At 71.2% G+C, this 23,894-nt stretch carries 25 protein-coding genes; 14 read left to right on the top strand and 11 right to left on the bottom strand.

Annotated elements, in window-relative coordinates:
- The first annotated feature begins 348 nt into the window (after window positions 1-348).
- The 7 genes from AC0NZN_RS05720 to AC0NZN_RS05690 all read left to right on the top strand — a co-directional run bounded on the left by AC0NZN_RS05720 (window position 349) and on the right by AC0NZN_RS05690 (window position 7,320).
- Window positions 349-1,650 (top strand): hemolysin family protein, encoded by a 1,302-nt coding sequence (locus AC0NZN_RS05720; RefSeq protein ID WP_474591610.1) that lies wholly within the window; start codon window positions 349-351, stop codon window positions 1,648-1,650.
- Entirely contained in the window at window positions 1,647-2,708 is a 1,062-nt protein-coding gene (locus AC0NZN_RS05715) for a hemolysin family protein (protein ID WP_474591316.1), read from the top strand. Before AC0NZN_RS05720 ends, AC0NZN_RS05715 begins: the two co-directional genes overlap by 4 nt.
- A 41-nt stretch (window positions 2,709-2,749) precedes the next feature.
- Window positions 2,750-3,595, top strand: coding sequence for an ADP-dependent NAD(P)H-hydrate dehydratase (locus AC0NZN_RS05710; RefSeq protein ID WP_474591315.1), 846 nt, complete (start codon window positions 2,750-2,752; stop codon window positions 3,593-3,595).
- Window positions 3,596-3,661: 66 nt separating this feature from the next.
- Window positions 3,662-4,885, top strand: a complete 1,224-nt coding sequence (locus tag AC0NZN_RS05705) for a hypothetical protein (RefSeq protein WP_474591314.1) — start codon at window positions 3,662-3,664, stop codon at window positions 4,883-4,885.
- 9 nt (window positions 4,886-4,894) lie between these two features.
- Window positions 4,895-5,242, top strand: a complete 348-nt coding sequence (locus AC0NZN_RS05700; RefSeq protein WP_474591313.1) for a thiamine-binding protein — start codon at window positions 4,895-4,897, stop codon at window positions 5,240-5,242.
- Window positions 5,243-5,334: 92 nt separating this feature from the next.
- Complete coding sequence (locus AC0NZN_RS05695; RefSeq protein ID WP_474591312.1) at window positions 5,335-6,561, top strand: MFS transporter; 1,227 nt, start codon at window positions 5,335-5,337, stop codon at window positions 6,559-6,561.
- Between the two features lie 39 nt (window positions 6,562-6,600).
- A complete protein-coding gene (locus AC0NZN_RS05690; RefSeq protein WP_474591311.1) occupies window positions 6,601-7,320 on the top strand; it encodes an NUDIX hydrolase in 720 nt (239 codons plus the stop codon).
- Between the two features lie 4 nt (window positions 7,321-7,324).
- Here the strand turns inward: AC0NZN_RS05690 and metX are convergent, their stop codons facing one another.
- Window positions 7,325-8,536, bottom strand: a complete 1,212-nt coding sequence (gene metX, locus AC0NZN_RS05685) for a homoserine O-acetyltransferase MetX (protein WP_474591310.1) — start codon at window positions 8,534-8,536, stop codon at window positions 7,325-7,327.
- A 126-nt stretch (window positions 8,537-8,662) separates the two neighbouring features.
- A complete protein-coding gene (locus tag AC0NZN_RS05680) occupies window positions 8,663-9,235 on the bottom strand; it encodes a dihydrofolate reductase family protein (RefSeq protein ID WP_474591309.1) in 573 nt (190 codons plus the stop codon).
- Between the two features lie 161 nt (window positions 9,236-9,396).
- On the opposite strand from AC0NZN_RS05680, the gene AC0NZN_RS05675 reads away from it, so the two are divergent.
- Entirely contained in the window at window positions 9,397-9,912 is a 516-nt protein-coding gene (locus AC0NZN_RS05675; RefSeq protein WP_474591308.1) for a hypothetical protein, read from the top strand.
- Between the two features lie 56 nt (window positions 9,913-9,968).
- On the opposite strand, the gene AC0NZN_RS05670 is transcribed toward AC0NZN_RS05675, so the two are convergent.
- Window positions 9,969-11,321 carry a bifunctional o-acetylhomoserine/o-acetylserine sulfhydrylase gene (locus AC0NZN_RS05670; protein ID WP_474591307.1) on the bottom strand — a complete coding sequence of 451 codons (1,353 nt, stop codon included), beginning with the start codon at window positions 11,319-11,321 and terminating at the stop codon, window positions 9,969-9,971.
- Between the two features lie 89 nt (window positions 11,322-11,410).
- Between AC0NZN_RS05670 and AC0NZN_RS05665 the strand changes: the two genes are divergently transcribed.
- From AC0NZN_RS05665 to AC0NZN_RS05640, 6 genes are all read left to right on the top strand, one after another.
- Window positions 11,411-12,199 carry an SDR family oxidoreductase gene (locus tag AC0NZN_RS05665; RefSeq protein ID WP_474591306.1) on the top strand — a complete coding sequence of 263 codons (789 nt, stop codon included), beginning with the start codon at window positions 11,411-11,413 and terminating at the stop codon, window positions 12,197-12,199.
- A gap of 3 nt (window positions 12,200-12,202) precedes the next feature.
- Window positions 12,203-12,925: a type 1 glutamine amidotransferase family protein gene (locus AC0NZN_RS05660; protein ID WP_474591305.1), complete on the top strand. Its 723-nt coding sequence runs from the start codon at window positions 12,203-12,205 to the stop codon at window positions 12,923-12,925.
- Entirely contained in the window at window positions 12,922-13,452 is a 531-nt protein-coding gene (locus AC0NZN_RS05655; RefSeq protein WP_474591304.1) for a phosphoribosyltransferase, read from the top strand. The genes AC0NZN_RS05660 and AC0NZN_RS05655 overlap by 4 nt, the downstream gene beginning before the upstream one ends.
- A complete protein-coding gene (locus AC0NZN_RS05650; protein WP_474591303.1) occupies window positions 13,452-14,153 on the top strand; it encodes a uracil-DNA glycosylase in 702 nt (233 codons plus the stop codon). The genes AC0NZN_RS05655 and AC0NZN_RS05650 overlap by 1 nt, the downstream gene beginning before the upstream one ends.
- Before the next feature lie 24 nt (window positions 14,154-14,177).
- Complete coding sequence (locus AC0NZN_RS05645) at window positions 14,178-14,789, top strand: N-acetyltransferase family protein (RefSeq protein WP_474591302.1); 612 nt, start codon at window positions 14,178-14,180, stop codon at window positions 14,787-14,789.
- A gap of 170 nt (window positions 14,790-14,959) precedes the next feature.
- The gene (locus AC0NZN_RS05640) at window positions 14,960-16,351 is read left to right on the top strand and encodes an FAD-binding oxidoreductase (RefSeq protein ID WP_474591301.1); all 1,392 of its coding nucleotides are present in this window, start codon (window positions 14,960-14,962) and stop codon (window positions 16,349-16,351) included.
- A 33-nt stretch (window positions 16,352-16,384) separates the two neighbouring features.
- Here the strand turns inward: AC0NZN_RS05640 and AC0NZN_RS05635 are convergent, their stop codons facing one another.
- The 8 genes from AC0NZN_RS05635 to AC0NZN_RS05600 all read right to left on the bottom strand — a co-directional run bounded on the left by AC0NZN_RS05635 (window position 16,385) and on the right by AC0NZN_RS05600 (window position 23,881).
- Entirely contained in the window at window positions 16,385-16,732 is a 348-nt protein-coding gene (locus AC0NZN_RS05635) for a protealysin inhibitor emfourin (protein WP_474591300.1), read from the bottom strand.
- Window positions 16,707-17,786 carry a M4 family metallopeptidase gene (locus AC0NZN_RS05630; RefSeq protein ID WP_474591299.1) on the bottom strand — a complete coding sequence of 360 codons (1,080 nt, stop codon included), beginning with the start codon at window positions 17,784-17,786 and terminating at the stop codon, window positions 16,707-16,709. The genes AC0NZN_RS05635 and AC0NZN_RS05630 overlap by 26 nt, the downstream gene beginning before the upstream one ends.
- Window positions 17,787-17,840: 54 nt before the next feature.
- Window positions 17,841-18,644, bottom strand: coding sequence for an ABC transporter ATP-binding protein (locus AC0NZN_RS05625; RefSeq protein ID WP_474591298.1), 804 nt, complete (start codon window positions 18,642-18,644; stop codon window positions 17,841-17,843).
- Window positions 18,644-19,456: an ABC transporter ATP-binding protein gene (locus AC0NZN_RS05620; protein ID WP_474591297.1), complete on the bottom strand. Its 813-nt coding sequence runs from the start codon at window positions 19,454-19,456 to the stop codon at window positions 18,644-18,646. The genes AC0NZN_RS05625 and AC0NZN_RS05620 overlap by 1 nt, the downstream gene beginning before the upstream one ends.
- A complete protein-coding gene (locus AC0NZN_RS05615; RefSeq protein ID WP_474591296.1) occupies window positions 19,453-20,334 on the bottom strand; it encodes an ABC transporter permease in 882 nt (293 codons plus the stop codon). The genes AC0NZN_RS05620 and AC0NZN_RS05615 overlap by 4 nt, the downstream gene beginning before the upstream one ends.
- Window positions 20,331-21,281 (bottom strand): ABC transporter permease, encoded by a 951-nt coding sequence (locus AC0NZN_RS05610; RefSeq protein ID WP_474591295.1) that lies wholly within the window; start codon window positions 21,279-21,281, stop codon window positions 20,331-20,333. The genes AC0NZN_RS05615 and AC0NZN_RS05610 overlap by 4 nt, the downstream gene beginning before the upstream one ends.
- Entirely contained in the window at window positions 21,278-22,789 is a 1,512-nt protein-coding gene (locus AC0NZN_RS05605) for an ABC transporter substrate-binding protein (protein ID WP_474591294.1), read from the bottom strand. The genes AC0NZN_RS05610 and AC0NZN_RS05605 overlap by 4 nt, the downstream gene beginning before the upstream one ends.
- 156 nt (window positions 22,790-22,945) lie before the next feature.
- Complete coding sequence (locus AC0NZN_RS05600) at window positions 22,946-23,881, bottom strand: alpha/beta fold hydrolase (RefSeq protein WP_474591293.1); 936 nt, start codon at window positions 23,879-23,881, stop codon at window positions 22,946-22,948.
- Window positions 23,882-23,894 lie beyond the last annotated feature (13 nt).

The raw sequence follows: 23,894 nt of genomic DNA, 5'->3' as shown, positions 1-23,894 counted from the left end.
TTCTCCCGTCGCGCTGCAGGAAGCTCCACGCGCTGCTCTTGAGTGCAACCGCGGCAGAACATTCCTGGCGCGGGTGCACCAAGGAGCAGCGCGACCCGCGAAGCAGCGCAAAGGCAAAGGAGCAGCGCGACCCGCGAAGCAGCGCAAGGGCAAAGGAGCAGCGCGAGGGCGCAGGAGCAACGCGAGGGCAAAGGAGCAGCGCGACCCGCGAAGGAGCGCCGGAGCGACCGGGGCCCGGCATCCACCCTCCCGTAGAATGAATCGCACGATGGACGACCCGCCGAGTTGCAGACGCCCGCCCCACCGACCCGCCTCCGATCCGGGGGGTGATGCGTGACGGACTACGTCATGCTGGGCGTGGGGCTGCTCCTGACAGTCGGCACGGGCCTGTTCGTCGCCAGCGAGTTCTCCCTCATCACGCTCGACCGCGCCGACCTCGAGGCTCGCCAGGCCCGCGGCGAGACGCGGCTCGCGCTGACGATCCGCGCGCTGAAGTCCACGTCGACGCAGCTGTCGAGCGCGCAGCTGGGCATCACCCTGACGACGCTGCTCGCCGGTTACACGATGGAGCCGGCCATCTCGAGCCTCGTCCGGCCGCTGCTGGCGGGGGCAGGCCTCCAGGCCGCCGCCACACCCCTCTCGGTGTTCATCGGCATCGCGGTCGCGACGATCCTGTCGATGATCCTCGGCGAGCTCGTGCCGAAGAACTTCGCGCTCGCGCTGCCGCGCGGCACGGCGAAGCTCGTCATGCCCTTCCAGGTCGGCTTCACGACGGTGTTCAAGCCCGCCGTCTCGCTCCTCAACGGCAGCGCGAACGGCATCCTGCGCGCGATCGGCTTCGAGCCGAAGGAGGAGCTCTCGGGCGCCCGCACCGCCGAGGAGCTCTCGAGCCTCGTGCGCCGCTCCGCGAGTGCCGGGTTGCTGGAGGAAGACACCGCATCTCTCCTCGACCGCTCGTTGACCTTCGCCCGTCTGACGACGGCGGATGTGATGACCCCCCGGCCGAGCGTGCACGCCCTGCAGGCCGAGGAGTCGGCCGACGACGTCGTGCAGCTCGCGCGCCGCACCGGCCACAGCCGGTTCCCCGTCTTCGGCGAGTCGATGGACGACATCATCGGCATCGTCCACCTGAAGGCCGCGGTCAGCGTGCCGCGCGAGCGGCGCTCGGATGTGCCCGCAGCGGCGCTCGCGACCGAGCCGCTGCGCGTGCCCGAGGCGGTGCACCTGGATGCGGTGATCTCCGAGCTGCGGGCGCGTGGCTATCAGATGGCCGTCGTGGTCGACGAGTACGGCGGAACCGCGGGCATCGTCACGCTCGAGGACCTCGTCGAGGAGATCGTGGGCGAGGTGCTCGACGAGCACGACCGTCGGAGCGCGGGCGTGGTGCGCGGTGAGGACTCGCTGACGTTCCCCGGCGATCTCCGGCCCGACGAGCTGCAGGACCGCGCAGGCGTGCGCGTGCCCGAGGGCGACGTCTACGACACCGTCGGCGGGTTCCTGATGAGCGTGCTCGAGCGCATCCCGATGGTCGGCGACGAGGTCGAGACCGACGCCGGGACGCTCAAGGTCATCCGCATGGACGGCCGGCGGGTCGAGCGGGTGCAGTTCACCCCCGCGCCCGCCGGGGCCGAGGACGGAGGCGACCGATGAGCGATTGGGCGGGGATCGCCTGGCTCGTGGTGCTGCTGATCGCCAACGGATTCTTCGTCGGCGCGGAGTTCGCCGTGGTCTCGGCGCGGCGCTCGCAGATCGAGCCGCGCGCCGAGCGCGGGTCGCGCTCGGCGAAGACGGCGCTGTACGCCATGGAGCACGCGACCCTCATGCTGGCGACGAGCCAGCTCGGCATCACGATCTGCTCGCTCGTCATCCTGAACGTCTCCGAGCCCGCCATCCATCACCTGCTCGCCGGCCCGCTGGGGGTCACCGGCCTGTCGGTGGCGGCAGTGGATGCGATCGGCTTCGCCGTCGCGCTGGTGCTCGTGAGCTACCTGCACGTCGTCTTCGGCGAGATGGTGCCGAAGAACCTCGCTTTCTCGATGCCCGATCGCGCGGTGCTGATCCTGGCGACCCCGCTCGTGTGGGTCTCCGTGGTGTTCCGGCCCGTGATCGTGGCGCTGAACTGGACGGCCAACCACGTGGTGCGGCTGTTCGGCGTCGAGCCGAAGGCCGAGGCGAACTCCACCTTCACGCTCGAGGAGGTCGCCACGATCGTCGAGCACTCCCGCGCCGAGGGCGTCCTCGATGACGCCGCCGGAACAGTCGCGGCCGTAGTGGAGTTCACCGACAAGAAGGTGAAGGACATCGCGGTGCCCGTCCGCTCGCTCGTCACGATGCCCGTCACGACCACGCCGGACGAGATCGAGCGCGCCGTGGCCAAGCACGGCTTCTCGCGCTACGTGATCGTCGACGACGCCGGTGCACCGGTGGGATACGTGCATCTGAAGGACGTGCTCCGCGCCTCGGAAGGCCCCGACGCCGACACCGTCGCGATGCGGCCGATCGAGGCCGACCGCATCCATCTGATGGTGCCGCTGCAGGAGGCGACGGACCTCGAGGATGCGCTGGCGGCGATGAGGGATGCGGGTCGCCACCTCGGCGAGGTGCGCGATGCGGCCGGCGCGACGACGGCGGTGCTCTTCCTCGAGGACGTGATCGAAGAGCTCGTCGGCGAGGTGGAGGATGCCACGCGCCGCGGCGGTCGGCGGTGAGGCCCCGGACCGTTACGCAGGACCCGGCGTAGCCTGAGTCGATGGAGTGGACGCTCGCCGATACGGCCCGGATCGTGCGGATGCCGACGGCCCACGATGACAAGTACACCCGCGGCGTCGTCGGAATGCGCACCGGCTCCGAGGCGTATCCGGGTGCCGCCGTCCTCGGCGTCGAGGCTGCCTCGCGGGCGGGCGCGGGCATGGTGCGATACGTCGGCCCGGAGCGGGCGACCGACCTGGTGCTGCAGCAGCGGCCCGAGACGGTCGTCGGCGTCGGGCGTGTGCAGGCGTGGGTCATCGGATCGGGCACGTCCGCCGAGACCCGCGGCGACGACGAGACCGAGGCGCTGCGCGGCATCCTGGGAGGTCCCGAGCCCGTCGTCGTCGACGCCGGGGCGCTCGATCTGGTTCATCGCGGCGGAGGTCCGTGGATCCTGACGCCGCACGACGGCGAGCACGCGCGCCTGCGCGCGCGCCTCGGCCTGCCGGAGGTCGAGGCATCGGATGAGGCGCGCACGGCATCGGCGCTGGAGACCGCGACCGTCCTCGGCGCCGTCGTCGTGCTGAAGGGTGCGGTCACCGTGATCGCGGAGCCCGGAGGCTGGGCGACGCGGGTCGACATCGCCCCGCCGTGGCTCGCCACCGCGGGTGCGGGCGACGTCCTCGCGGGGACGATCGGGGCGGTCGTCGCCGGCGGACCGCCGTCGCAGGATGCCGCATCCCTCGCCCGCCACGCCGCGGCCGGCGTGTGGCTGCACGCCCAGGCCGCCGAGATGTGCGCCGGCCAGATGGCGCCGCGGGGCGGCCCGGTGACCGCGATGGATGTCGCATCCTGGCTTCCCCGCGCCGTGGCCTTGGTCGTCGGATCGCTGCCCCGCTCGGAGTGAGACTCACGACAGGCGCGTGACATGCGTTCAGTGGCCGTCGGCGCACGCCCCCTAGGATTGGTGCTCGTGTCGAGACGAGCCGTGCTGTGGGTCGCCTTTGTGATCGTCCATGTCGGGGTGGCGCTGCTCGGATTCCTGCTGCCGACCGAGCCGATGGGCGACGTCTACAAGGTGTACCTGCCCTGGTCCACGGCCGCGATCACCGGCCACGGCATCGTGGGCATCACCGAACCGTGGGTGTATCCGCAGCTCGCACTCATCCCGATGGTCCTCGCGCACGGGTTCGTGTGGATGACAGGCAGCTACACCGTCGCGTGGGCGGTGCTCGTGACGTGCGCGAACGCGCTGGCGTTCTGGATGCTCGTCGGACGCGGCCGCTCGGTCGGACGCAACGTCGGCGCGTGGTTCTGGCTGAGCTTCATCGCCCTGCTGGGTCCGATCGGGATGTACCGCCTCGACGGCGTCACCGTGCCGCTCTCGATCGCCGGCTGCCTGTGGCTCGTCGGGCGGCCGTGGCTCGGAAGCATCCTGCTCGCCGTCGCCACCTGGATGAAAGTGTGGCCTGCCGCGCTCATCGCCGCGGCGATCATCGCCATCCGCCGCCGGCTGGCGGTGCTCGGCGGTGCCCTCGTCGTATCGGCTCTGACCCTTGTCAGCGTCGTGATCGCCGGCGGCGGCCGCTACGCCTTCAACTTCATCGGCGACCAGACCGGCCGGGGCCTCCAGCTGGAGGCGCCCGTCGCGACGGTGTACGTCTGGCAGGCCGTCGCGGGCCTCCCGGGCTCCTGGATCTTCTACGACGCCCCGCTCAACACCTTCAACGTGCACGGCCCGGGTGAGGACGTCGTCGCCGCCTTCATGACGCCCCTCCTCGCGATCGCCGTGCTCACGCTGGCCGTCATCGGCGCGTACAAGGCCTGGCACCGCGCATCGTTCCACGCGCTCTTCCCGCCGCTCGCGCTCGGGCTCGTCCTCGCCTTCATCGTCTTCAACAAGGTGGGCTCTCCTCAGTACGTGACGTGGATCGCCGCGCCGCTCGTCATCGGCCTCGTCATCGACCGGCGACGCTGGGCGGGTCCCGCAACGCTGGGCCTCGTGCTGGCCTTCGTCACGCTCCTCGAATACCCGATCTTCTACGAGCAGGTGCTGGAGGCGCAGGCCTTCGCCGAGGCGATCCTGACGCTCCGCAGCGTGCTGGAGGTCGCACTGCTGGTGTGGACGGTCGTGCGACTCGTCGCGGTTCCCGTGCCGGGACGGGCGCGAGAGCCGCGGGCGGTCGCCGCGCGCTAGCGTTGAAGGATGCTGGTCGCCTTCTCTGTCGCCCCGAGCGGAACGGGCCGCGCCGACGGTTCCGTCCATGACGCCGTCGCCACCGCCGTGCGGATCGTCCGCGAGTCCGGTCTGCCGCACCGCACCACGTCGATGTTCACCGAGATCGAGGGGGAGTGGGATGACGTCTTCGACGTCGTCAAGCGCGCGACCGATGCGGTCGGCGCCTTCGGCTCCCGCGTGTCGCTCGTGCTGAAGGCAGACATCCGGCCCGGGTACGTCGGCGAGCTCGACGCCAAGGTGGAGCGGCTCGAGGCCGCGCTGGAGGCGACGGCCGACGACGCGGTCGACACGCCGGCGGACGACATCGACCTCTGACCCGCGGCCCGCACATCGCCGTGCGTCATGTCGTCGGAATCTCCCATCGAATCGATTCGACGCGAAGGCCTCGTCGGCGGTAGCCTGAGCGCATGACCTCCGCCACCGCGTCTCGCGGCGCCGCCTCGCGCGCGCTGCTCGCCCTCGCGATCGGCAGCTTCGGCATCGGCATGACGGAGTTCGTCGTCATGGGTCTGCTGCCGAACATCGCCCAGGCCCTCCTGCCCGGGCAATGGGCATCCAGCCCTGAGACCGGCATCGCGCAGGCCGGCTGGCTCATCTCGCTGTACGCGCTCGGCGTCGTCGTCGGCGCGCCCACCATCGCCGGTGCGGTGGCCCGCTTCCCGCGGCAGCGCGTCATGTTCGGCCTCGCCGTCGCGCTCACGGTGTTCAACGCCCTCACGTTCCTCGCGCCGAACTTCGAACTCGTGGCCGTCTCGCGCTTCCTCGCCGGCCTGCCGCACGGCGCGTACTTCGGCATCGGGGCTCTCGTGGCCGCCGACGTGCTCGGTCCGGGCAAGCGCGCGAGAGGCGTCGCGTTCGTGCTCACGGGTCTCACGGTCGCGAACGTCGTGGGCGTGCCGCTCGGCACGTTCCTCGGCCAGCAGCTCGGGTGGCGCGCGGCGTTCATGGTCGTGGCCGGGATCTTCGCCGTCGCGACCGTCGCCATCGCGTTCTGGGTGCCCGAGCACGAGGGCAGCCCCGATCGCACGCTCCGGAAAGAGCTGGGGGTGTTCCGCATCGGGCAGGTGTGGCTGGCACTCGGCATCGGCGCGATCGGGTTCGGCGGCTTCTTCGCCGTCTACAGCTATGTCGCTCCGCTCGTCACCGAGGTCGCCGGCGCCCCCACGTGGGCGGTTCCGATCGTTCTCGTGATCATGGGCCTCGGGATGACGGTGGGAAACCTGGTCGGCGGTCGCCTGGCCGACGTCGACCTCGCGCGCACGCTGCTGGTCGGCCTCGTGGGGCTGGCCGCGGTGCTCGTCGTCCTCGCGCTCACCGCGCAGTGGATCTTCGTCCTCGCGGTCTTCGTCTTCGCCGTCGGCGCCGTCGCGTCGACCCTGGGCCCCACCATCCAGACCCGGCTGATGGATGTCGCGCAGGACAACCAGTCCATCGCGGCGGCCCTCAACCATTCGGCGCTGAACATCGGCAACGCCCTGGGCGCGTTCCTCGGCGGCATCGTCATCGCGATCGGCTGGGGCTTCACCGCTCCCGCCTGGGTCGGAGCGGGGCTCGCCGTGGCCGGGCTGGCGATCGCGCTGACGAGCCTCGGCCTCGAGCGACGCCGCGCCGCGGCGCCTGTGGGCGCGCGCTGAGGCGGCGTCGCCGGCAGCGCGCGGGCATACGCTGAGGGGATGCCGGATACGCCCCTCGACCGTGCGCTGCGTGACCTCGTGGATGCGTCGGCGACCGGCGACGCGGACGATCGGGATCTGCCCGTCGCGGGCACCGCGCTCGTGGTGCGCGACGGGGACGCCGGTATCGAGGTGCTGCTCATCCAGCGGCCGGACAAGGGCTCGTTTGCGAGCGCCTGGGTGTTCCCGGGCGGGAAGGTCGAGGCATCCGATCACGCGGAACTGTCGGGAGACGCAACCGAGGAGGACGTCGCGCGCCGCGCTGCCGCCCGCGAGACGCTCGAGGAGACCGGCCTGCTCATCGAGCCGGCCGCGACGCTCTCGCTGTGGGATCCGCCGGCGGGGGCGAAGCCGCGCATCCGCACGTGGTTCTTCCTCGCCCAGGACCCCGCGGGCGACCTCGTGCTGGCCGAGGGCGAGGTCGTCGGAGCCGAGTGGGTGCGTCCGCGTGACCTGCTCGAGCGGCATGCGAGCGGAGCGGCGACGCTCTACCCTCCGACCTGGGTGACGCTCACCGCGGTCGCGGATGCGCCGGACTTCGCCGCGCTGGTCGCCGACGTGCGGTTCGAGCGCTTCACGACCGCGGCTCGCCGCGGACAGTCGGGTCCGCTGCTGCTGTGGCAGGACGACACGGAGTATTCAGGGGATGCTGCGGCCCCGGGCGCCCGCCATCGCCTGGAGCTCGGCACGCTGCCCTGGGTCTACACCCGCACGAACTGACGCGTCAGACCGGCGTGTCGAGGAGCCGGCGCAGGTGCATGCCCACGACGGCGGTCTCGATGAGGAAGCCGTCGTGGCCGAAGTCGCTCGATATCACGACGGCCGTGTCGCCGTCCAGAGTGTTCGGGATGGAGCGCGCGATGCGGTGCTGCCCGTCGATCGGGAAGAGGCGGTCGCTGTCGATGCCGAGGACGAGGGCGGTCGCCGTGATGGATGCGAGCGCCTCCTCCACGCCCCCGCGGCCGCGGCCGACGTCGTGCGCGTTCATCGCCTCGACGAGCGTGATGTAGCTGTTCGCGTCGAAGCGCCGCGTGAATTTGTTGCCGTGGAAGTCGAGGTACGACTCGACGGCGAAACGCCCGCCGTGCCCGAGCGGGCTCACGCCCGACTGCCAGGAGCGCTGGAAGCGCAGGTTGAGCTCGGCCGGGCTGCGGTAGTTGAGAAGGGCCATGCGGCGGGCGAGCGCGAGCCCGCGATGGGGACCGTCGCCGTCGCCGGCATCGTAGTAGTCGCCGCCCTGGAACCGCGGGTCGATCTGGATCGCCTCCAGCTGTACCGAGTTGAGCGCGATCTGGTCGGCCGTGTTGACCGGGGGTGCGGCCAGGATGCCGACGCGAGCCACGCGGTCAGGGAAGGTCGCCGCCCACTCGAGCGCGTGCATCCCGCCCATCGATCCGCCGATGACCGCGGCCCACGTCCGGATGCCGAGCGCGTCGGCGAGGTGCTCCTGCGCCGCGACCTGGTCGCGCGTGGTGAGGTAGGGGAAGCGGGCGCCCCACTCGGTGCCGGTCGGGCCGATGCTCGCGGGACCGGTGGAGCCCTGGCATCCACCGAGCATGTTCGGCGCGACGACGAACCACTGATCGGTGTCGATGGGGCCGCCCGGGCCGACGATGTCGTCCCACCAGCCGCTCGTGGAGTGCCCGGGGCCGGCGGCCCCGCGCACGTGGCTGTCGCCGGTCAGGGCGTGCAGCACGAGGATGGCGTTGTCGCCGGCGTCGTTGAGCTCGCCCCACGTCTCGTAGGCGATGCGGAACACCGGCAGCTCCCGGCCGCCCTCGGTGCGGAACTCGCGGAACGTCGCGAACCTGCGATCCCCGACCGGGTCGCCGTCGCGCCAGGCGCCGCTCGCCGGGGGCCGCCCGAGAAGCGAGCGCGCATCGGCCTCCGTGACGGGCGCAGAGGGCACCGTGTCTTCGGAGGTCTGCCAGTCCATCGGTGTGTCCTACTTCCCAGTCGTGGCGGCGTCGATCGTCGCCCTGCGGGCGACGGTGGAGGTCCGCCGGCCCATCCGTCCATTCTCCCGGATGGGTGCGTCACGCCCCGGTCTGTTACAGGTCTGTCAGGTGCTCACGCGGTAGCGGAGGTGCGTGACCCGCTCGGAGGAGAGGACCTGCAGCGGCTCGAGCTCGATGTGTTCGGCTCCGAATCCGTCGAGGAGACGGACCCCGTCGCCGAGGATGACCGGGACGACGTGCAGGTGCAGCTCGTCCAGGAGGCCGGCCGCGATCACCTGCTGGGTCACGGCGGCGCCCATCACCGCGACATCCCGGCCGCCGGCCGCTTCGCGAGCCCGATGGACGGCCTCATCGATGCCGCCCACGAAGTGGAAGACCCCGGTATCGGTCACGATGTCGTCCTGCGGCCGGTGGGTCACCACGAACGTCGGCGCCGGGAACGGAGTGCCGTCCCAGTGGTCCCTGCCGACCTCGTAGGTGGTGCGGCCGAGGACCACCGCGCCGACGGATTCCGCCATTGCGCGCGCGATGTCGGCATCCACCGGATCCTCGGACGAGCGCGAGAGCCACTCGTGGAGCCGCTCGCCGCCGATGCCCATCGGGTGCCGCATGCTGACCGCCGGCCCCGCGGCGAATCCGTCGAGGGAGACCGACACATCCGCCAGCACCGTACTCATGACACCACGATTCCTCGATACGGCCACTGATTGCATTCTGCAATCGGGTGGCACCACGCTAGCAAGAGTGTCCCCCTGCCGCCGGGCATTCCCGGGCGAGCGGGCCGGCATTGATCGAGACCCCGGAGTATCACCCGGACGGCTTCGACGCTCCGTTCGGTATGGAAACTGCGGAAGCCGTCGAACAGGACGTGCAGGAGACTCTTGCCGTCCTCGTGGCGCGGCGCCGGCGCATCCGGGCCCTCTGGTTCTGGGTCAAACGCTATGCGCCGCCCGAGATCGCCGGCACGCTCACGATGGTCATCGCCGGCATCGCGGTCTCGGCGCTCGGGGCGCCCGTCTGGCTCGTGGGCGTCACGGCGGCGTTCGCCGAGGGCATCGGGTTCTATGCCGTCGCCGGCATCGCGGTGTGGGCCGAGCAGCGCGGGGCGTTCCCGGACCGCGGGCGGCTCGGCATCCTGATCCGCGTCCTCGGCCTGATGCTCGTCGAATTCGGGCCCGCCGAGCTGCTCGACACATTCCTCGTGCGGCCCGTCGCGCTGACCATCGGCGTGCAACTGCTGCCGCATGTCGCCGGGGGCCTCATCGCCGGCAAGGTCGTCGCCGACATCGCCTTCTACGTCCTGGCGGCCACCGCGTTCCGCGTCAGCGAGAAGGCGGGCATCCGCGGCGCGTAGATCAGACGACGGATGCCTCGCACCCAAGGGTGCGAGGCATCCGTCGTCGAAGCGGGCTACGCGCGAGCGGCCTCCGACAGGCGACGCGCCGCGGCGAGGGCCTGGTCGAGGTCCGCCTTGAGGTCCTCGACGTTCTCGAGGCCGACCGACAGGCGCACGAGACCCGGCGTCACGCCGGTCGTGAGCTGCTGCTCGGGCGTGAGCTGCGAGTGGGTCGTCGATGCCGGGTGGATGACGAGCGAGCGCACGTCGCCGATGTTGGCGAGGTGGCTGAAGAGGGTCAGCGAGTTGACGAACTCGCGGCCCGCCTCGACACCGCCCTTGAGCTCGAACGACAGCACGGCGCCGACGCCCTTGGGGGCGTAACGGTTCGCGGCCGCGTACCAGGGCGACGAGGGAAGGCCGGAGTAATTGACCGACGCGACGTCGTCGTGGTTCTCGAGCCACTCGGCGATCTCCTGCGCGTTCTGCACATGACGCTCGACGCGCAGCGAGAGGGTTTCGATGCCCTGGATGAGCAGCCACGCGCTGTTCGGCGAGATCGCGGCCCCGAGGTCGCGCAGCAGCTGCACGCGCGCCTTGATGATGTAGGCGAGTCCGTCGCCGACCGCGGTCGTGTACGAGGCGCCGTGGTACGAGGGGTCGGGCTCGGTGAGGCCGGGGAACTTCTCGACGTTCTTCGACCAGGCGAACGTGCCGCCGTCGACGATCACGCCGCCGATGACCGTGCCGTGGCCTCCGAGGAACTTCGTCGCCGAGTGCACCACGATGTCAGCGCCGTGCTCGAACGGACGGATGAGGTACGGCGTCGCGATCGTGTTGTCCACGATGAGCGGCACGCCGGCCTCGTGCGCGACGTCGGCGACGGCGCGGATGTCGAGCACGTTGATCTGCGGGTTGCCGATCGTCTCGGCGAAGAAGAGCTTCGTGTTCGGGCGCACCGCACGGCGCCACTCCTCGGGGTCGTCCTGGTTCTCGACGAACGTGACCTCGATGCCGAGCTTGCCCAGCGTGTACTTGAAGAGGTTGTATGTGCCGCCGTAGATCGAGCTCGACGACACGAAGTGGTCGCCGGCCTCGGCGATGTTCAGGATCGCGAAGGTCTCGGCCGCCTGGCCGCTCGCGACCAGCAGAGCGCCGGTGCCGCCCTCGAGCGCGGCGACGCGCTGCTCGACGACATCCTGCGTGGGGTTCTGGATGCGCGTGTAGATGTTGCCGAACTCGGCCAGCGCGAACAGGTTCGCTGCGTGGTCGGCGTTGTCGAACACGTACGACGTCGTCTGGTAGATCGGCGTGGCACGCGCCTTGGTGACGGGGTCGGGCTGGGCGCCGGTGTGGATCTGCTTCGTCTCGAAGCGCCAGTTCTCGGTAGCGGACATGTGCGAACTCCTGTGGTCTGATCGGGTCATTACGAACAGTACGGATGCCGCGCGATGTCGACAACGAGCGGGAAATGTTGCGTAACCGGGGCCCGTGACGCGGCCGGTAGCGTAGGGGCATGACGAGACGCGCTGTTGTCACGGGAGCCAGCTCGGGGATAGGAGAGGCGACCGCTCGGGCGCTGCGGGCGAGCGGGTGGGATGTGGTCGCGGTCGCGCGCCGGGCCGACCGCCTCGCCGCCCTCGAGCAGGAGATCGGCGCTGCCGCCTTCGCGGCCGACCTCACGCAGCAGAGCGACATCGACGCCCTCGCCGCGTGGCTGCGCGCGTCCGGCCTCGTTCACGCGGTCGTGCACGTCGCCGGCGGCGCTCGCGGCACCGAGCGAGTCGAGGACGGGGACCCCGAGGACTGGCGATGGATGTTCGAGGCCAACGTGCTCTCCGTGCAGCGCCTCACGGCGGCCCTGCTGCCGCAGCTGCGGGACGCGGCATCCGATCCCGACTCCCGCGGCGTGCCGCACGCCGACGTGCTGTTCGTCACCTCGACGGCCGCGCAGACCGCGTATCCGGGCGGTGCGGGCTACAACGCCGCGAAGGCGGGGGAGGGGATGCTGGCGCATGCGCTGCGCCTCGAGCTGAACGGCGAGCCGATCCGCGTCGTGGAGATCGCGCCGGGCATGGTCCGCACGCAGGAGTTCGCGCTCAACCGGCTGCACGGCGACGAGCACGCGGCATCCAAGGTCTATGACGGTGTCGACAACCCGCTGAGCGCGGATGATGTCGCCGACGTCATCGCCTACGCCCTCAACGCGCCGGGGCATGTCAATCTCGATCTCGTGACGATCCGCCCGGTGGCGCAGTCCGCCGCGCACCTGCTCGCGCGCGGTCCGCTGCGGGTGAGGGGCTGACGCGTGGGGATCCACCTGGTCGGAGGCGGCTGGCAGGACGAGCCGGATGGCCGCGCGTACGCGGCGTTCGTGTCCGAGGCCATCGAGCGCGGCCGCGCGGCCGGTCGTGAGATTCCGCGCGTGGCAGTGGTGGCCATCCGCGAGGACGGCGCGGATCACGCGGCGAAGCTGCTCTCGGCCATCGAGCCCGCGGGCGAGATCGACCCGTGGGTGACGGTCATGCCGGAGGGCGCGCGCGTCTCGCACGACGCGTTCGCCGACGTCGACGGCATCATCATCGGCGGCGGGCTCACGCCGGCGTACCGCGATGCGCTCGAGCCGCAGTTCGACACGATCCGCGACCTCGTCGGCGACGGTGTGCCCTACCTCGGCTTCTCGGCGGGCTCCGCGATCGCCGCGACCGCTGCACTCGTGGGCGGCTGGCTGATCGGGGGAGTGCCGGTCTGCCCCGAGGACGCCGCCGAGGACCTCGAGGAGGTCACCGTCCTTCCGGGCATCGGCCTCGTCGACGTCTCCGTCGACGTGCATCTCGCGCAGTGGGGCGCCCTGTCGCGGCTGGTGGGTGCAGTCGAGGCGGGACTCGTGGAGGCGGGTGTCGGGATCGACGAGAACACGGCGCTCATCGTCGGCGGCGGCGCGCTGCGCGTGGCCGGCGCGGGCAGCGTCTGGAAGGTGACGGCGTCCGAGCAGGGCGTCCTGGTGAGCACGATGGGCGGCACGGCATGACGCAGGAGCGGGAAGTCCTCACCTGGGACGGATTCGGCGCGGCGACTCGCGCGATCTCACGGGCGATCGTCTCCGACGGTTTCCAGCCCGACGTCGTGGTCGCGATCGCGCGGGGCGGACTGCTCCCCGCCGGCGCCATCGCCTACGGCCTCGGCGCGAAGAACTGCGGTGCGATCAACGTCGAGTTCTACACGGGCATCGGCACCGTGCTCGACGCACCGGAGGTGCTGCCCCCCGAGCTCGACATGAACTACCTCGACGGCCGCCGCGTGCTGCTCGTCGACGACGTGGCGGACAGCGGCCGCACGCTCGAGCTCGCCGTCCGGCTGCTGCGCGAGAAGGGCGCCGACGTGCGGTCGGTGACGATCTACACGAAGCCGTCGACGATCATCGAGCCGGACTACTCGCACAAGTCCACCGACCTCTGGATCGACTTCCCGTGGTCGGCGCAGGGCTCGGTCGTCGAGGAGGACGCCGGGGCCGCCGGGCCACACGTCGTGGAGGGGGCGCGGGGAGCGTCGGCCTGATGGCGAAGACGCTGCCCGAGCTCGCCGACGCGGGGCTGATCGACACGGGCTGGGCCGCTGCGCTCGAGCCCGTCGCCCCCGACATCGCCGCGCTCGGCGACCGCCTGCGTGCGGAGGTCGCGGCGGGTCGCGACTATCTGCCCGCGGGAGACCGCGTGCTGCGCGCGTTCGGCCGTCCGCTGGACGACGTGAAGGTGCTGATCATGGGGCAGGATCCGTACCCGACACCGGGGCACCCGATCGGCCTGTCGTTCGCCGTCGACGCCCACGTCCGGCCGCTGCCGCGCAGCCTCTCGAACATCTACACCGAGCTCGAGTCCGACCTCGGCATCCCGCGTGCCGCCCACGGCGATCTGTCGGCGTGGAGCGACCAGGGCGTCATGCTGCTCAACCGGGTGCTCACGGTCGCGCCGGGGATGCCCGCATCCCATCGCGGCTGGGGTTGGGAGAGGGTCACCGAGCACGCGATCCGCACGCTCGTGGCGCGCGACCGCCCGCTCGTCGCGATCCTCTGGGGGCGGGATGCGTCGAACCTGCGGCCGCTGCTCGGCGACACGCCGTCTATCGAGTCGGCGCATCCCTCGCCGCTGTCGGCGAGTCGCGGGTTCTTCGGCTCGCGCCCGTTTTCCCGTGCGAATGCCCTTCTCGAGCGCCAGGGCGCGGAGCCCGTCGACTGGCGGCTTCCCGAAATCACGGCGTAACGACGCTGACGTAGGCTGGCGCTCATGCTCGAGGAGGAATACGAGAAGGATCGGCGTCGCCTTCCCACCCGGTTGCGCCCCGTGCCCGTCGCCGAGGCGCCGTTCTCGTTCAGCATCCGCCCCGCCGAGGAACGCGACATCCCGGACATCCGCGAGATCTACAACTACTACGTCACGAACTCGGTCGTGACGTTCGACGAGAAGCGCTGGACCGTCGCGCAGTGGCGCGAGAAGTTCGCCCACCTGACGAAGCTCGGGCTGCCGTTCCTCGTCGCGGAGTCCCCCTCGGGACAGGTACTCGGCTACGCCCTCGTGCAGCCGTGGGCGGGCAAGACCGCGTACCGGTACACCGTCGAGGACTCGATCTACCTCGGGCAGGCCGCGTCCGGGAAGGGACTCGGGCGTGCGCTGCTGGAGGGGCTCATCGAGGCCTGCCGCAAGAAGGGCCTGCGCGAGATCGTCGCCGTCATCAGCGACAAGGGGGCGGAGTCATCCATCGCCCTGCACGAGAAGCTCGGCTTCGTCGAAGTCGGCCGCATGGGTCGGGTGGGCTTCAAGTTCGGACGGTGGCTCGGCACGATCTACCTGCAGAAGAGCCTGAAGCCCGAGAAGAAGAACCGGCTCTTCGCCCGCTGACACCGATCGCGGGCCTTCCTAAAATACATGGGGATATTCGGTATCAGGATGCCGCGCACCCGCTCCTGATCACCGGGCCTGGAGCGCGCGCCTGCTGCGCCCGCCCGCCGCGACGCACCCCGCGCCGCGTGCTCCGGCGGCGCGACGCGCCCCAGCATCAAGGAACCGACATGTCCGATATGACCCTCACCCTGCCCGCCCCGGCTCTGCGGGAGCTCGCCGGAGATCTCTCCGGATCGATCGTGGTGCCCGGCGACGACACCTGGGACGACGCCCGCCAGGCGTGGAACCTCGCGGTCGACCAGCAGCCTGCCGCCGTCGCCTTTCCGCAGACCGCGGCAGACGTCGCCGCGATCGTGCGCGCCGCCGCCGACCTCGGTCTGCGGGTCGCCGCCCAGACGACGGGCCACAACGCCGCTCCGCTCGCAAGCACCTCGCTCCACGACACGATCCTGCTGCGCACCTCCGCGATGCGCGCCGTCGCGATCGACGCCGAGAACCGCCGCGCCCGGGTCGAGGCGGGCGCCGTCTGGGGCGAGGTCGTCGAGCCCGCGGCCCGCGCCGGCCTCGCCGCGCTCGCCGGTTCCTCCGCCGACGTCGGCGTCGCAGGCTACGTCCTCGGCGGAGGCCTCAGCTGGCTCGCCCGCACGAAGGGACTCGCCGCCAATCACGTCCTCGCCTTCGAAGTGGTGACCGCCGACGGCGAGTGCCGCACGGTCGACGCCGACCACGACGCCGAGCTCTTCTGGGCGCTGCGCGGCGGCGGCGGCGACTTCGCCGTCGTCACGGCGATCCACCTGCGGCTGTTCCCGATCACGAGCGTTCAGGCGGGTGCTCTGCTGTGGCCCGCCGAGCGCGCCGAGACCGTGCTCGCGGCGTGGCGGCAGTGGACGCGGAGCGTCCCCGACGAGATCACGTCGGTCGGGCGCATCCTGCACCTGCCGCCGATGCCCGAGCTGCCGCCGCACCTGGCCGGCCGCTCGCTCGTTGCGATCGAAGCCGTCTCGCTGCTCGACGCCGATCTCACAGCGGTGCTCCTCGCCCCGCTGCGCGCACTCGCTCCGGAGATCGACACGTTCCGCGAGACGCCGATGACCGATCTGCACCTCCTCCACATGGATCCTCCGGGACCGGTACCCGGGATGGGCGACGGCATGCTGCTGGAGACGGTGGATGCCGATGCCCTGGCCGCGCTGATCGAAGCGACGGGGGCCGGCTCCGGAACGGCGCTGCTCTCGATGGAGCTGCGCCACCTCGGCGGTGCGCTCGCGCCGGATCGTGCACCCGCGGACGGCGGTGCGGTCGCGGCCTTGGACGCCGAGTTCGCCGCCTTCGCCGTGGGCATCGCTCCGCACCCGCAGGCCGCGGCCGCCGTGCACGCGTCGCTGGCTCGCGTCCTGACGGCACTCGCGCCGTGGCGGGCGGCGCAGAGCTACATCAACTTCGTCGAGAGCTCCCGGGCCGCCGACGAGATGTGGGACGACGGCCTCGAGCGCCTGCGGGCGGTCAAGCGCGCCTACGACCCGGAGCGGGTCATCCGCTCGAACCACCCGGTCGACTGAGCCGGGCTCCGCTCGGTCCGACGCCGCCGCAGCTCAGCCGAGCTCATCGGGCGACACCGCAAGGCCCCTGGTGCGCACCTCATCAACGAGGGCGAGCCAGGGGCCTTGGAGCCCGTGCTCGGGCAGCGACGTCGTGCGCTCCTCGGCGACCGCCGAGTCCGGCGTCTCGCGCCGCGCGACGATCCGCCACGTGAACTGATCCGCTCCGATCGGGTCGGGAGCCGGATCGTCCCAGGGGCACTCGTCGATGAGCGCGACCCAGCGGGGCGCGTCGGCCGGTGACGGCTGCGCGCGCCAGGCGCGGCGCATCCCTGCGATGCCGCCGCTGCGGATCACCGCGATCGTGACGCTCGCGTCATCTGTGGATCGCGACGTTGGCACTGGTCACACCGACGGTCGTCCACGCGCTGCGGACCGCGTCGGCCTCCTTCGAGTCCTCACCGTACTCCGCGACCGCCGTCGCGGTGGTGGCCGCGGCGAACTGCGCGAACGTCGTCGAGGCCGCGAGCGAGCCGGCGGTCAGCGTCTTGTACCAGACGAGCCCGGCGCGCTCCCAGGCGTTGCCGCCGATCGCCGTCGCGGCGAGGTAGAACGCGTGATTGGGTATGCCCGAGTTGATGTGGACCCCGCCGTTGTCGTCGGCCGTATCGACGTAACCGCTCATGGTGGCCGGCTGGGGGTCCTTGCCGAGCACGGGGTCGTCGTACGCGGTCCCGGGTGCCTTCAGCGAGCGGAGGGCCCTTCCCTTCACCCGAGGAGTGAAGATGCCTGCGCCCACGAGCCACGAGGCCTGGTCGGCCGTCTGTCCCTTCGCGTACTGCTCGGCGAGCACGCCGAAGACGTCGGAGATCGACTCGTTGAGCGCACCGGGCTGATCGCGGTAGTCCAGCCCACCGGAGGCCTGGGTGACGCCGTGGGTGAGCTCGTGCGCGATGACCGACAGCGAGCCTGTGAAGCCGGCGAACACCTGGCCGTCGCCGTCGCCGAACACCATCTGCTCGCCGTTCCAGAAGGCGTTGTCGTAGTCCTGGCCGTAGTGAACTGTGGCCAGGAGCGCCTCGCCGGCGCCGTCGATCGAGTCGCGGCGATACGCGTCCCAGTAGAACCGGAAGGTGTCGCCGAGGCTGTCGAAGGCCTGGTTCACCGTCGCATCCTTCACCGCGGGGTCGTCCTCCCCGCGCACCTTCGCGCCGGGAAGGTTCTGGGTGCCCTGGGCGTCGTAGATCGTGCGATCCGGTGCCGGAGTCGCCTCCGCGACGAGCGTCCCGCCGTCCACGGACAGGTCGAGCGTCGCGCGCTGCGGCCGGGCGGCGCGGAGGTCTGCGGGCCGCGGCATCGCGAGCGTCGCCTTCGCGGCGCCGGCGGCGCGTGCCAGATGCGGTTCGTCGGTCGCGGCGATGCGGGCGAGCAGATACGGGGGGACGATCGCGTGCATGTCTCGAGGCTATCGGCGGGCCCGGACAGCATCGTGGATCGGGTCGTCTGCGGTTCAGCGCGCGGGGAGGGACGGGATCGACGCCAGCAGACGCCGCGTGTAGTCCGCCTGCGGCTGGAGCAGAACCGTCGCCGTCGGCCCCTGCTCGACGACACGCCCGTCCTTCATGACGACGACGTCGTCGCACAGGTTCTGCACCACGCCGATGTCGTGCGAGACGATCACCAGCGTGAGGCCGTCGCGCTCGCGCAGCCTCGCCAGCAGCTCCAGGATCTGCGCGCGCACGGTGACATCGAGCGCCGACATCGGCTCATCTCCGACGAGCAGGCGCGGTCGGTGCACGACGGCGCGCGCGAGCGCGATGCGCTGCCGCTGGCCGCCGGAGAACTCATGCGGATACCGCGCGGCCGCGTCCGGCTCGAGGCCAACGTCGGCGAGCGTCTCGGCGACCCGTGCACGGCGTGCGGCGGAACTCTCCAGCAGATCGAGCGCCCACAGCGGCTCTCCGACGGCCCGGCCGACGCTCATGCGGGGATCCAGCGACGCATACGGGTCCTGGAACACGATTCCGCTCTGGCGCCGCAGCCAGTGCAGGCGGCGGGCGGAGGCGCCCGCATCCACCAGCTGTCCGTCGAACCGGACGGTGCCCTCGGTCGGCGAGTCGAGGCCGAGCATCAGGCGGACGAGCGTCGACTTGCCGGATCCGGACTCGCCGATCACGCCGAGGGCGCTGCCCTCGCGCACGTCGACGTCGACGTCGTCGAGAGCCGTCGTGAAGGCCTTCCGCTCGAAGAGCGTGGACGTCGGAACGCGGTGCCGGCGGGTCAGCCCGCGCACACGAACGAGGGGGTCGGTCATCACTCCTCGCCTCCTTGGCCGCCGGGATCGGTGGATGCGGGGCGCCACAGCGTCGCCGTCGCATCGCGGACGAGCGCCTGGGTCACCGGCGAGACGGGCGCCGTGAGCAGGTCGGCCACGGATCCCCGCTCCACCACCCGGCCGTGTGCGAGGACGACGGCATCGGTCGCGATGCGCGCGAGGACCGCGAGGTCGTGCGTGATGAACACGAGCGACATGCCGTCGTCGGCGACGAGGGCGCCGAGGAGGTCGAGGATCTCGGCCTGGATCGTCACGTCGAGCGCCGTCGTCGGCTCGTCCGCGATGAGCAGCCGGGGGCGGCAGGCGAGCGCCATCGCGATCGCGACGCGCTGGCGCTGGCCGCCCGACAGCTGGTGCGGGTAGCGGTCGACGGTGCGCGCGGGGTCAGGGAGCGAGACGCGCTCGGCCTCGGCGATCGCCCTGGCGCGCGCGTGCGCGCGGGAGACGTGCTCGTGGATGCGCACGGCCTCGGCGATCTGGCGTCCCACGGTCCGGATCGGGTTCAGGGCTGTCTGCGGCTCCTGGAAGACGATCCCGATGTCGTCGCCCCGCAGCTCGGCGAGCTCGCGGTCCGGCAGGCCGAGGATCTCGCGACCGTCCCAGCGGACGCTGCCGCTGGCGGTCACGCCGTCGGGGAGCAGCCCCAGGATCGCGAGCGCCGTCAGCGACTTGCCGGACCCGGACTCGCCGATCAGTCCCACGCGGGCTCCGTCGGGCACGTCGAACGAGACGCCGTCGACGACGCGCCGGCCGTCGATCTCGACCGTGAGGTCGCGCACCTCGAGGCTCACGAGACCACCTCCGGCTGGTGCTGCCGTGCACGTCCCGCCGAGGGGGAGCGGCGGCGCGAGAGCGTCGGATCGGTCGCCTCGCGGACGCCGTCGCCGAGGAGGTTCAGGCCGAGCACGGTGAACGCGATTGCGAGGCCCGGCCACAGCACCGACAGCGGATGCACGGTCAGGTACTGCTGGAGCTCCGCGAGCAGCACACCCCATGAGGGCGTCGTCACCGGCGCGCCGAACCCGAGGTACGACAGGCCCGCCTCGGCGAGCACGGCCACCGCCATGCCCCACGACAGCTGCACGATGAACACGGGCGCGACGTTCGGCAGCAGGTGGCGCCACAGGTTCTGTCCCGAGGTCAGCCCCGCCGCGCGACCGGCGAGCACGAAGTCGCTGCGCAGCACTCGGCGCAGCTCGGGCCGCGTCACGCGGGCGATGTTGACGCCGAAGCCGATCCCGACGGCCCAGATGACGACCCACAGCGACCCGCCGAACACGGCCGCGATCATCATCGCGATGATGAGCACGGGGAACGCGACGAGGATGTCGACGAGAACCGCCACGGATTCGCGGACCCAGCGGGCGGTCAGGGCGCCGAGCGCGGCGAGCGCAACGCCGATGACGGTGGCGATGACCCCTGCGCTCACGGCGACGATCACCGTGGTCCGGGCGCCCGCCATGATGAGGCTCAGGATGTCACGGCCGGTCGCGTCGGTTCCGAGCGGATGCGTCGCGCCCGGCAGCGCCCAGCGGTTCGCGACGTCGGTGCTGCTCGGGTCGTAGGGGGTCCAGAACAGCGACACGATCGCGCCCGCGATGACGACGATCACGACGATGAGCCCGAATCGGGCCGTCGACACGCTCCACAGCCGGGCGAGCCAGCTCATGTCGCCTCCCGTTGCCGGGGGTCGATGATGCGGTGGACGAGGTCGACGACGAAGCCGACGATCAGGACGAAGCTCGTGAGCACGAGAAGCTCGCCCTGCACCTTCGGCAGATCGCGCGCGGCGACGTCGGCCACGAGCATCCGTCCGATTCCGGGGAGGGAGAACAGCTGCTCGATGATCACCGCGCCGACGATGATGCCGGCGATCTGCAGTCCCAGCACGGTGATGATCGACAGACCGACGCTCGGCAGTCCGTGGCGCACGAGGGCCTGGTTGCGCGTGAGCCCCTTGGCGGCGGCGGTGCGCACATAGTCCTGCCCGACCGCCTGCAGTGTCGCGCTGCGCACGAAGCGCATCAGCATCGCGCCCTCGACGATCCCGATCGTGATCGCGGGGAGGATCAGCGCCCGGAATGCCGGCCAGGGGGTCTGCCACCCCGTGCGCGGGAAGCCCTGCGCAGGCAGCCAGCCCAGCCACACGGCGAAGACGACGACCAGCATCATGCCCGCCCAGACGACGGGCACGGCTGCGAGCGCCTGCGCGCCGACGCTCAGAGCAGTGCCGTCCGGACGGCTGCGCCGCATCGCCGACAGCACGCCGAGCGGCACGCTGAAGACGATCGCGATGGTGAGCGCCATGATGCCGAGGGGAACGGTGACCTGCGCCTTGTCGACGATCTCGCTCGCGACGGTCGAACCGGTGCGCAGCGACGTCCCCAGGTCGCCGCGCGCCACACCGCCGATCCAGTCGGCGAACTGGGCGAACAGCGGCGCGTCCAGTCCCAGCTGCCGGCGGATCGCCGAGATCTGCGCGGGCGTGCTGCTCGTCCCCGCGATGAGGGTCGCGATGTCGCCCGGGAGCACCCGCAGCGCGAGGAAGATGAGCACGCTGGCCACCACGAGCCCCACGACGAGCAGGGCCAGACGCGTCAGCGTGTAGCGGATCACCCCGCGCTCTTGGTGAGCTCAGCGGCGTTGATGCGGGCGTTGACGTTGTCGATGGGCATGCCGGAGACGTTCGTGCCGACGGCGAGGACGGAGTTCCAGTTGTAGAGCCAGTCGGCGGCCATGTCTTCTGACACGATGCGGGCGGCCTGCGCGAGCAGGTCGGAGGCCTGCGCGTCGCTGGTCGCGGCCAGGGACTGGGCGTAGAGGTCCTGCACCTTCGCGTTGTCGTACGTGAAGTAGTAGGTCGGATCGGCCCAGTTCTCGAAGTCGCGGGCCTCGGCGTGGTCGACCAGGCTCAGTTCGTAGTCCTTGTTCGTGTAGACGTCCTGCAGCCAGGTGGAGAAGTCGACGGAGCTCACCTTCAGGGTGATGCCGACCTTGTTCAGATCGGAGACGAGCAGCTGGGGGATCGTCGTGCCGTAGAAGGACGGCATCGTCAGCGTCAGCGTGAGGTTCTTCTCGCCCGCGTCGGCGAGGAGTCTCTTCGCGGCGTCCGGGTTGTACGGGGCGACCTTGGACAGGTCCTGGAAGCCCGGGTCGGTCTTCGGGATCGGTCCGTACAGCGGCACGCCCGAGCCGACGGCCTTGACGATCGCGTCGTGGTCGATGGCCTGGCGGATCGCCTGGCGGACGCGCTTGTCGGCCAGCGGGCCGGAGGTCTGATTCATGGTGAGCACGAACTTGTCGGTCGCACTGCCGAGCTTCAGCGAGAAGCCGCCGTTCGCCTCGATCTGCTGCTTCAGCGTCGCATCGAACCCGGTGACGACGTCGAGCTCACCGGCGAGCGCCCCGTTCAGCGCGGCCTGGTTGTCGGGGATGTAGTCCCAGACGATCTCCTTGGCCTTCGCCTTGGTGCCCCAGTACTTGTCGTTGCGCTGGAACGTGATGCTGTCGCCCTGCTTCCAGGACGTCAGGAGGAACGGGCCGGTGCCGTTCGCCTTCGTCTTGTAATCGACCGTGTCGTCCTTCTTCAGGATGATGCCCGCGCGCCCGGTCAGGTTCCACAGCAGCGCGGAGTCGGGCTTCGTCAGGGTCAGGGTGATCCTCTGCCCTTCGGCGGCGATGTTCGACACGTTCGCGAGGCGTGCGGAGTCGCTCCAGGCGGCGGTGGCCTTGCGGGTCTGCAGGGACCAGACCACGTCTTCGGGGGTGAGGGCCTGCCCGTCGTCGAACGTCACGTCCTGACGCAGCGTGAACGTGTAGGTGAGGCCGTCGGACGAGACGCTCCAATCGCTCGCCAGGGCGGGGACGATCTTCTGCTGCGGCGTGCGGGACACGAGTCCCTGGTACACGTTGTCGATCAGGATCTGGTCGAGGGCGGCTCCCGCCGTCTGCCGGATGTCGAGGTTGCCCGGCTCGAGCACCAGGCGCACGTCGACCGTCGCGTTCGGGTCGGCCGCGGCCGAGGAGGTGCTCGACGACGACGAGCCGCCGGTGCAGGCGGTCAGCGCGAGCGCAGCGGACGCGAGCAGGGCGGCGGCGGCCACGAAGGGGGCGCGGCGGGGCATTCGGGGGTCCTTTCGCATGCTTCAGGGCCGCGGGTTGCTGTGCGGCGATGGTGCGCCTACAGCCTAGGACGTCGGTACGACGCGGGTTTCCCGCACCCTTGCTCCAACAGCACGAGCGGGCGGCGTGTTCCGCGCGCCCGCGTCAGCGCAGCCGGCTCAGCCGGCGATGCCGCTCAGCAGACGGCCGAGATCGGCAGGGATCTCTTCCTGAACGTTGTGCCCGGTCGGAACGACGTAGAGGGATGCGGCGGGCACCCGCCGCGCGAACTCCCCGGCATCGGCATCCGTCACATAGCCGTGATCCCCGCGGATCAGGGTGATGGGCGCGGACACGGCATCCAGATCGTCCCATCCCGTCTCGGACAGCACTGCGGTGAGCTCGTCGCCCGTGCCGTGCGCGGTCTCCGGGGCGTTCGCGGCTGCAGCCGCGAGGTGCGCGAAGTGGTGCTTCCACTCGACGCGGCCGTCGGCGCGCACGCGCGAGTTCAGGAAGACGCCACGGGTGGCGGCCTCCCGCGATCCGCCGAGTCCGAACGCGAGCGCCTTCTCGACGAGCTCGTCGCGCGACGCCCAGTCCGTCGGGCCGGCGAAGAACGCGCGGATCTGCGAGGGACCCTCGCCCTGGTCGATGCCGGGAGTGATGTCGATCATGACGAGGTCACGGACGAGCTCCGGAGCGGAGGCGGCGACCGCGGCCGCGGTGAGCGCGCCGAGCGACTGCCCGACGAGCACCTGCGGCGCGTCGGTCCACGTCTGCAGGGCCGCGACCACGTCGGGGGCGAGCACCCGCGGGATGTACGCGGCATCTTCCCGCCACGACGAGTCGCCGTGCCCGGCGAGATCGATCGCGAGCGCGGGAAGGCCGAGAGCGAGGATGGTGGTGTCCCAGGTGTGCGCGTTCAGTCCGGCCCCGTGCAGGAAGGTGACGACCGGCGGGTCCTCGCTTCCGGCGGGCAGGTAGCGCAGCGCGCTCAGCGTCCGCCCGTCGGGAAGCGTGAGAGTCAGGCGCTCGCCTCGGGGGAGGGGAGCGTCCAGGCCGAGGTCTGCAGCCTGCGCGGGAAGGAAGGAGAACTCGTCGACGTCGTCGGCCATGCGCGGCATCCTA

It is taken from the genome of Microbacterium sp. sgz311019 (genome assembly GCF_056135325.1).
This window is presented reverse-complemented; position numbering and strand designations above follow the sequence as displayed.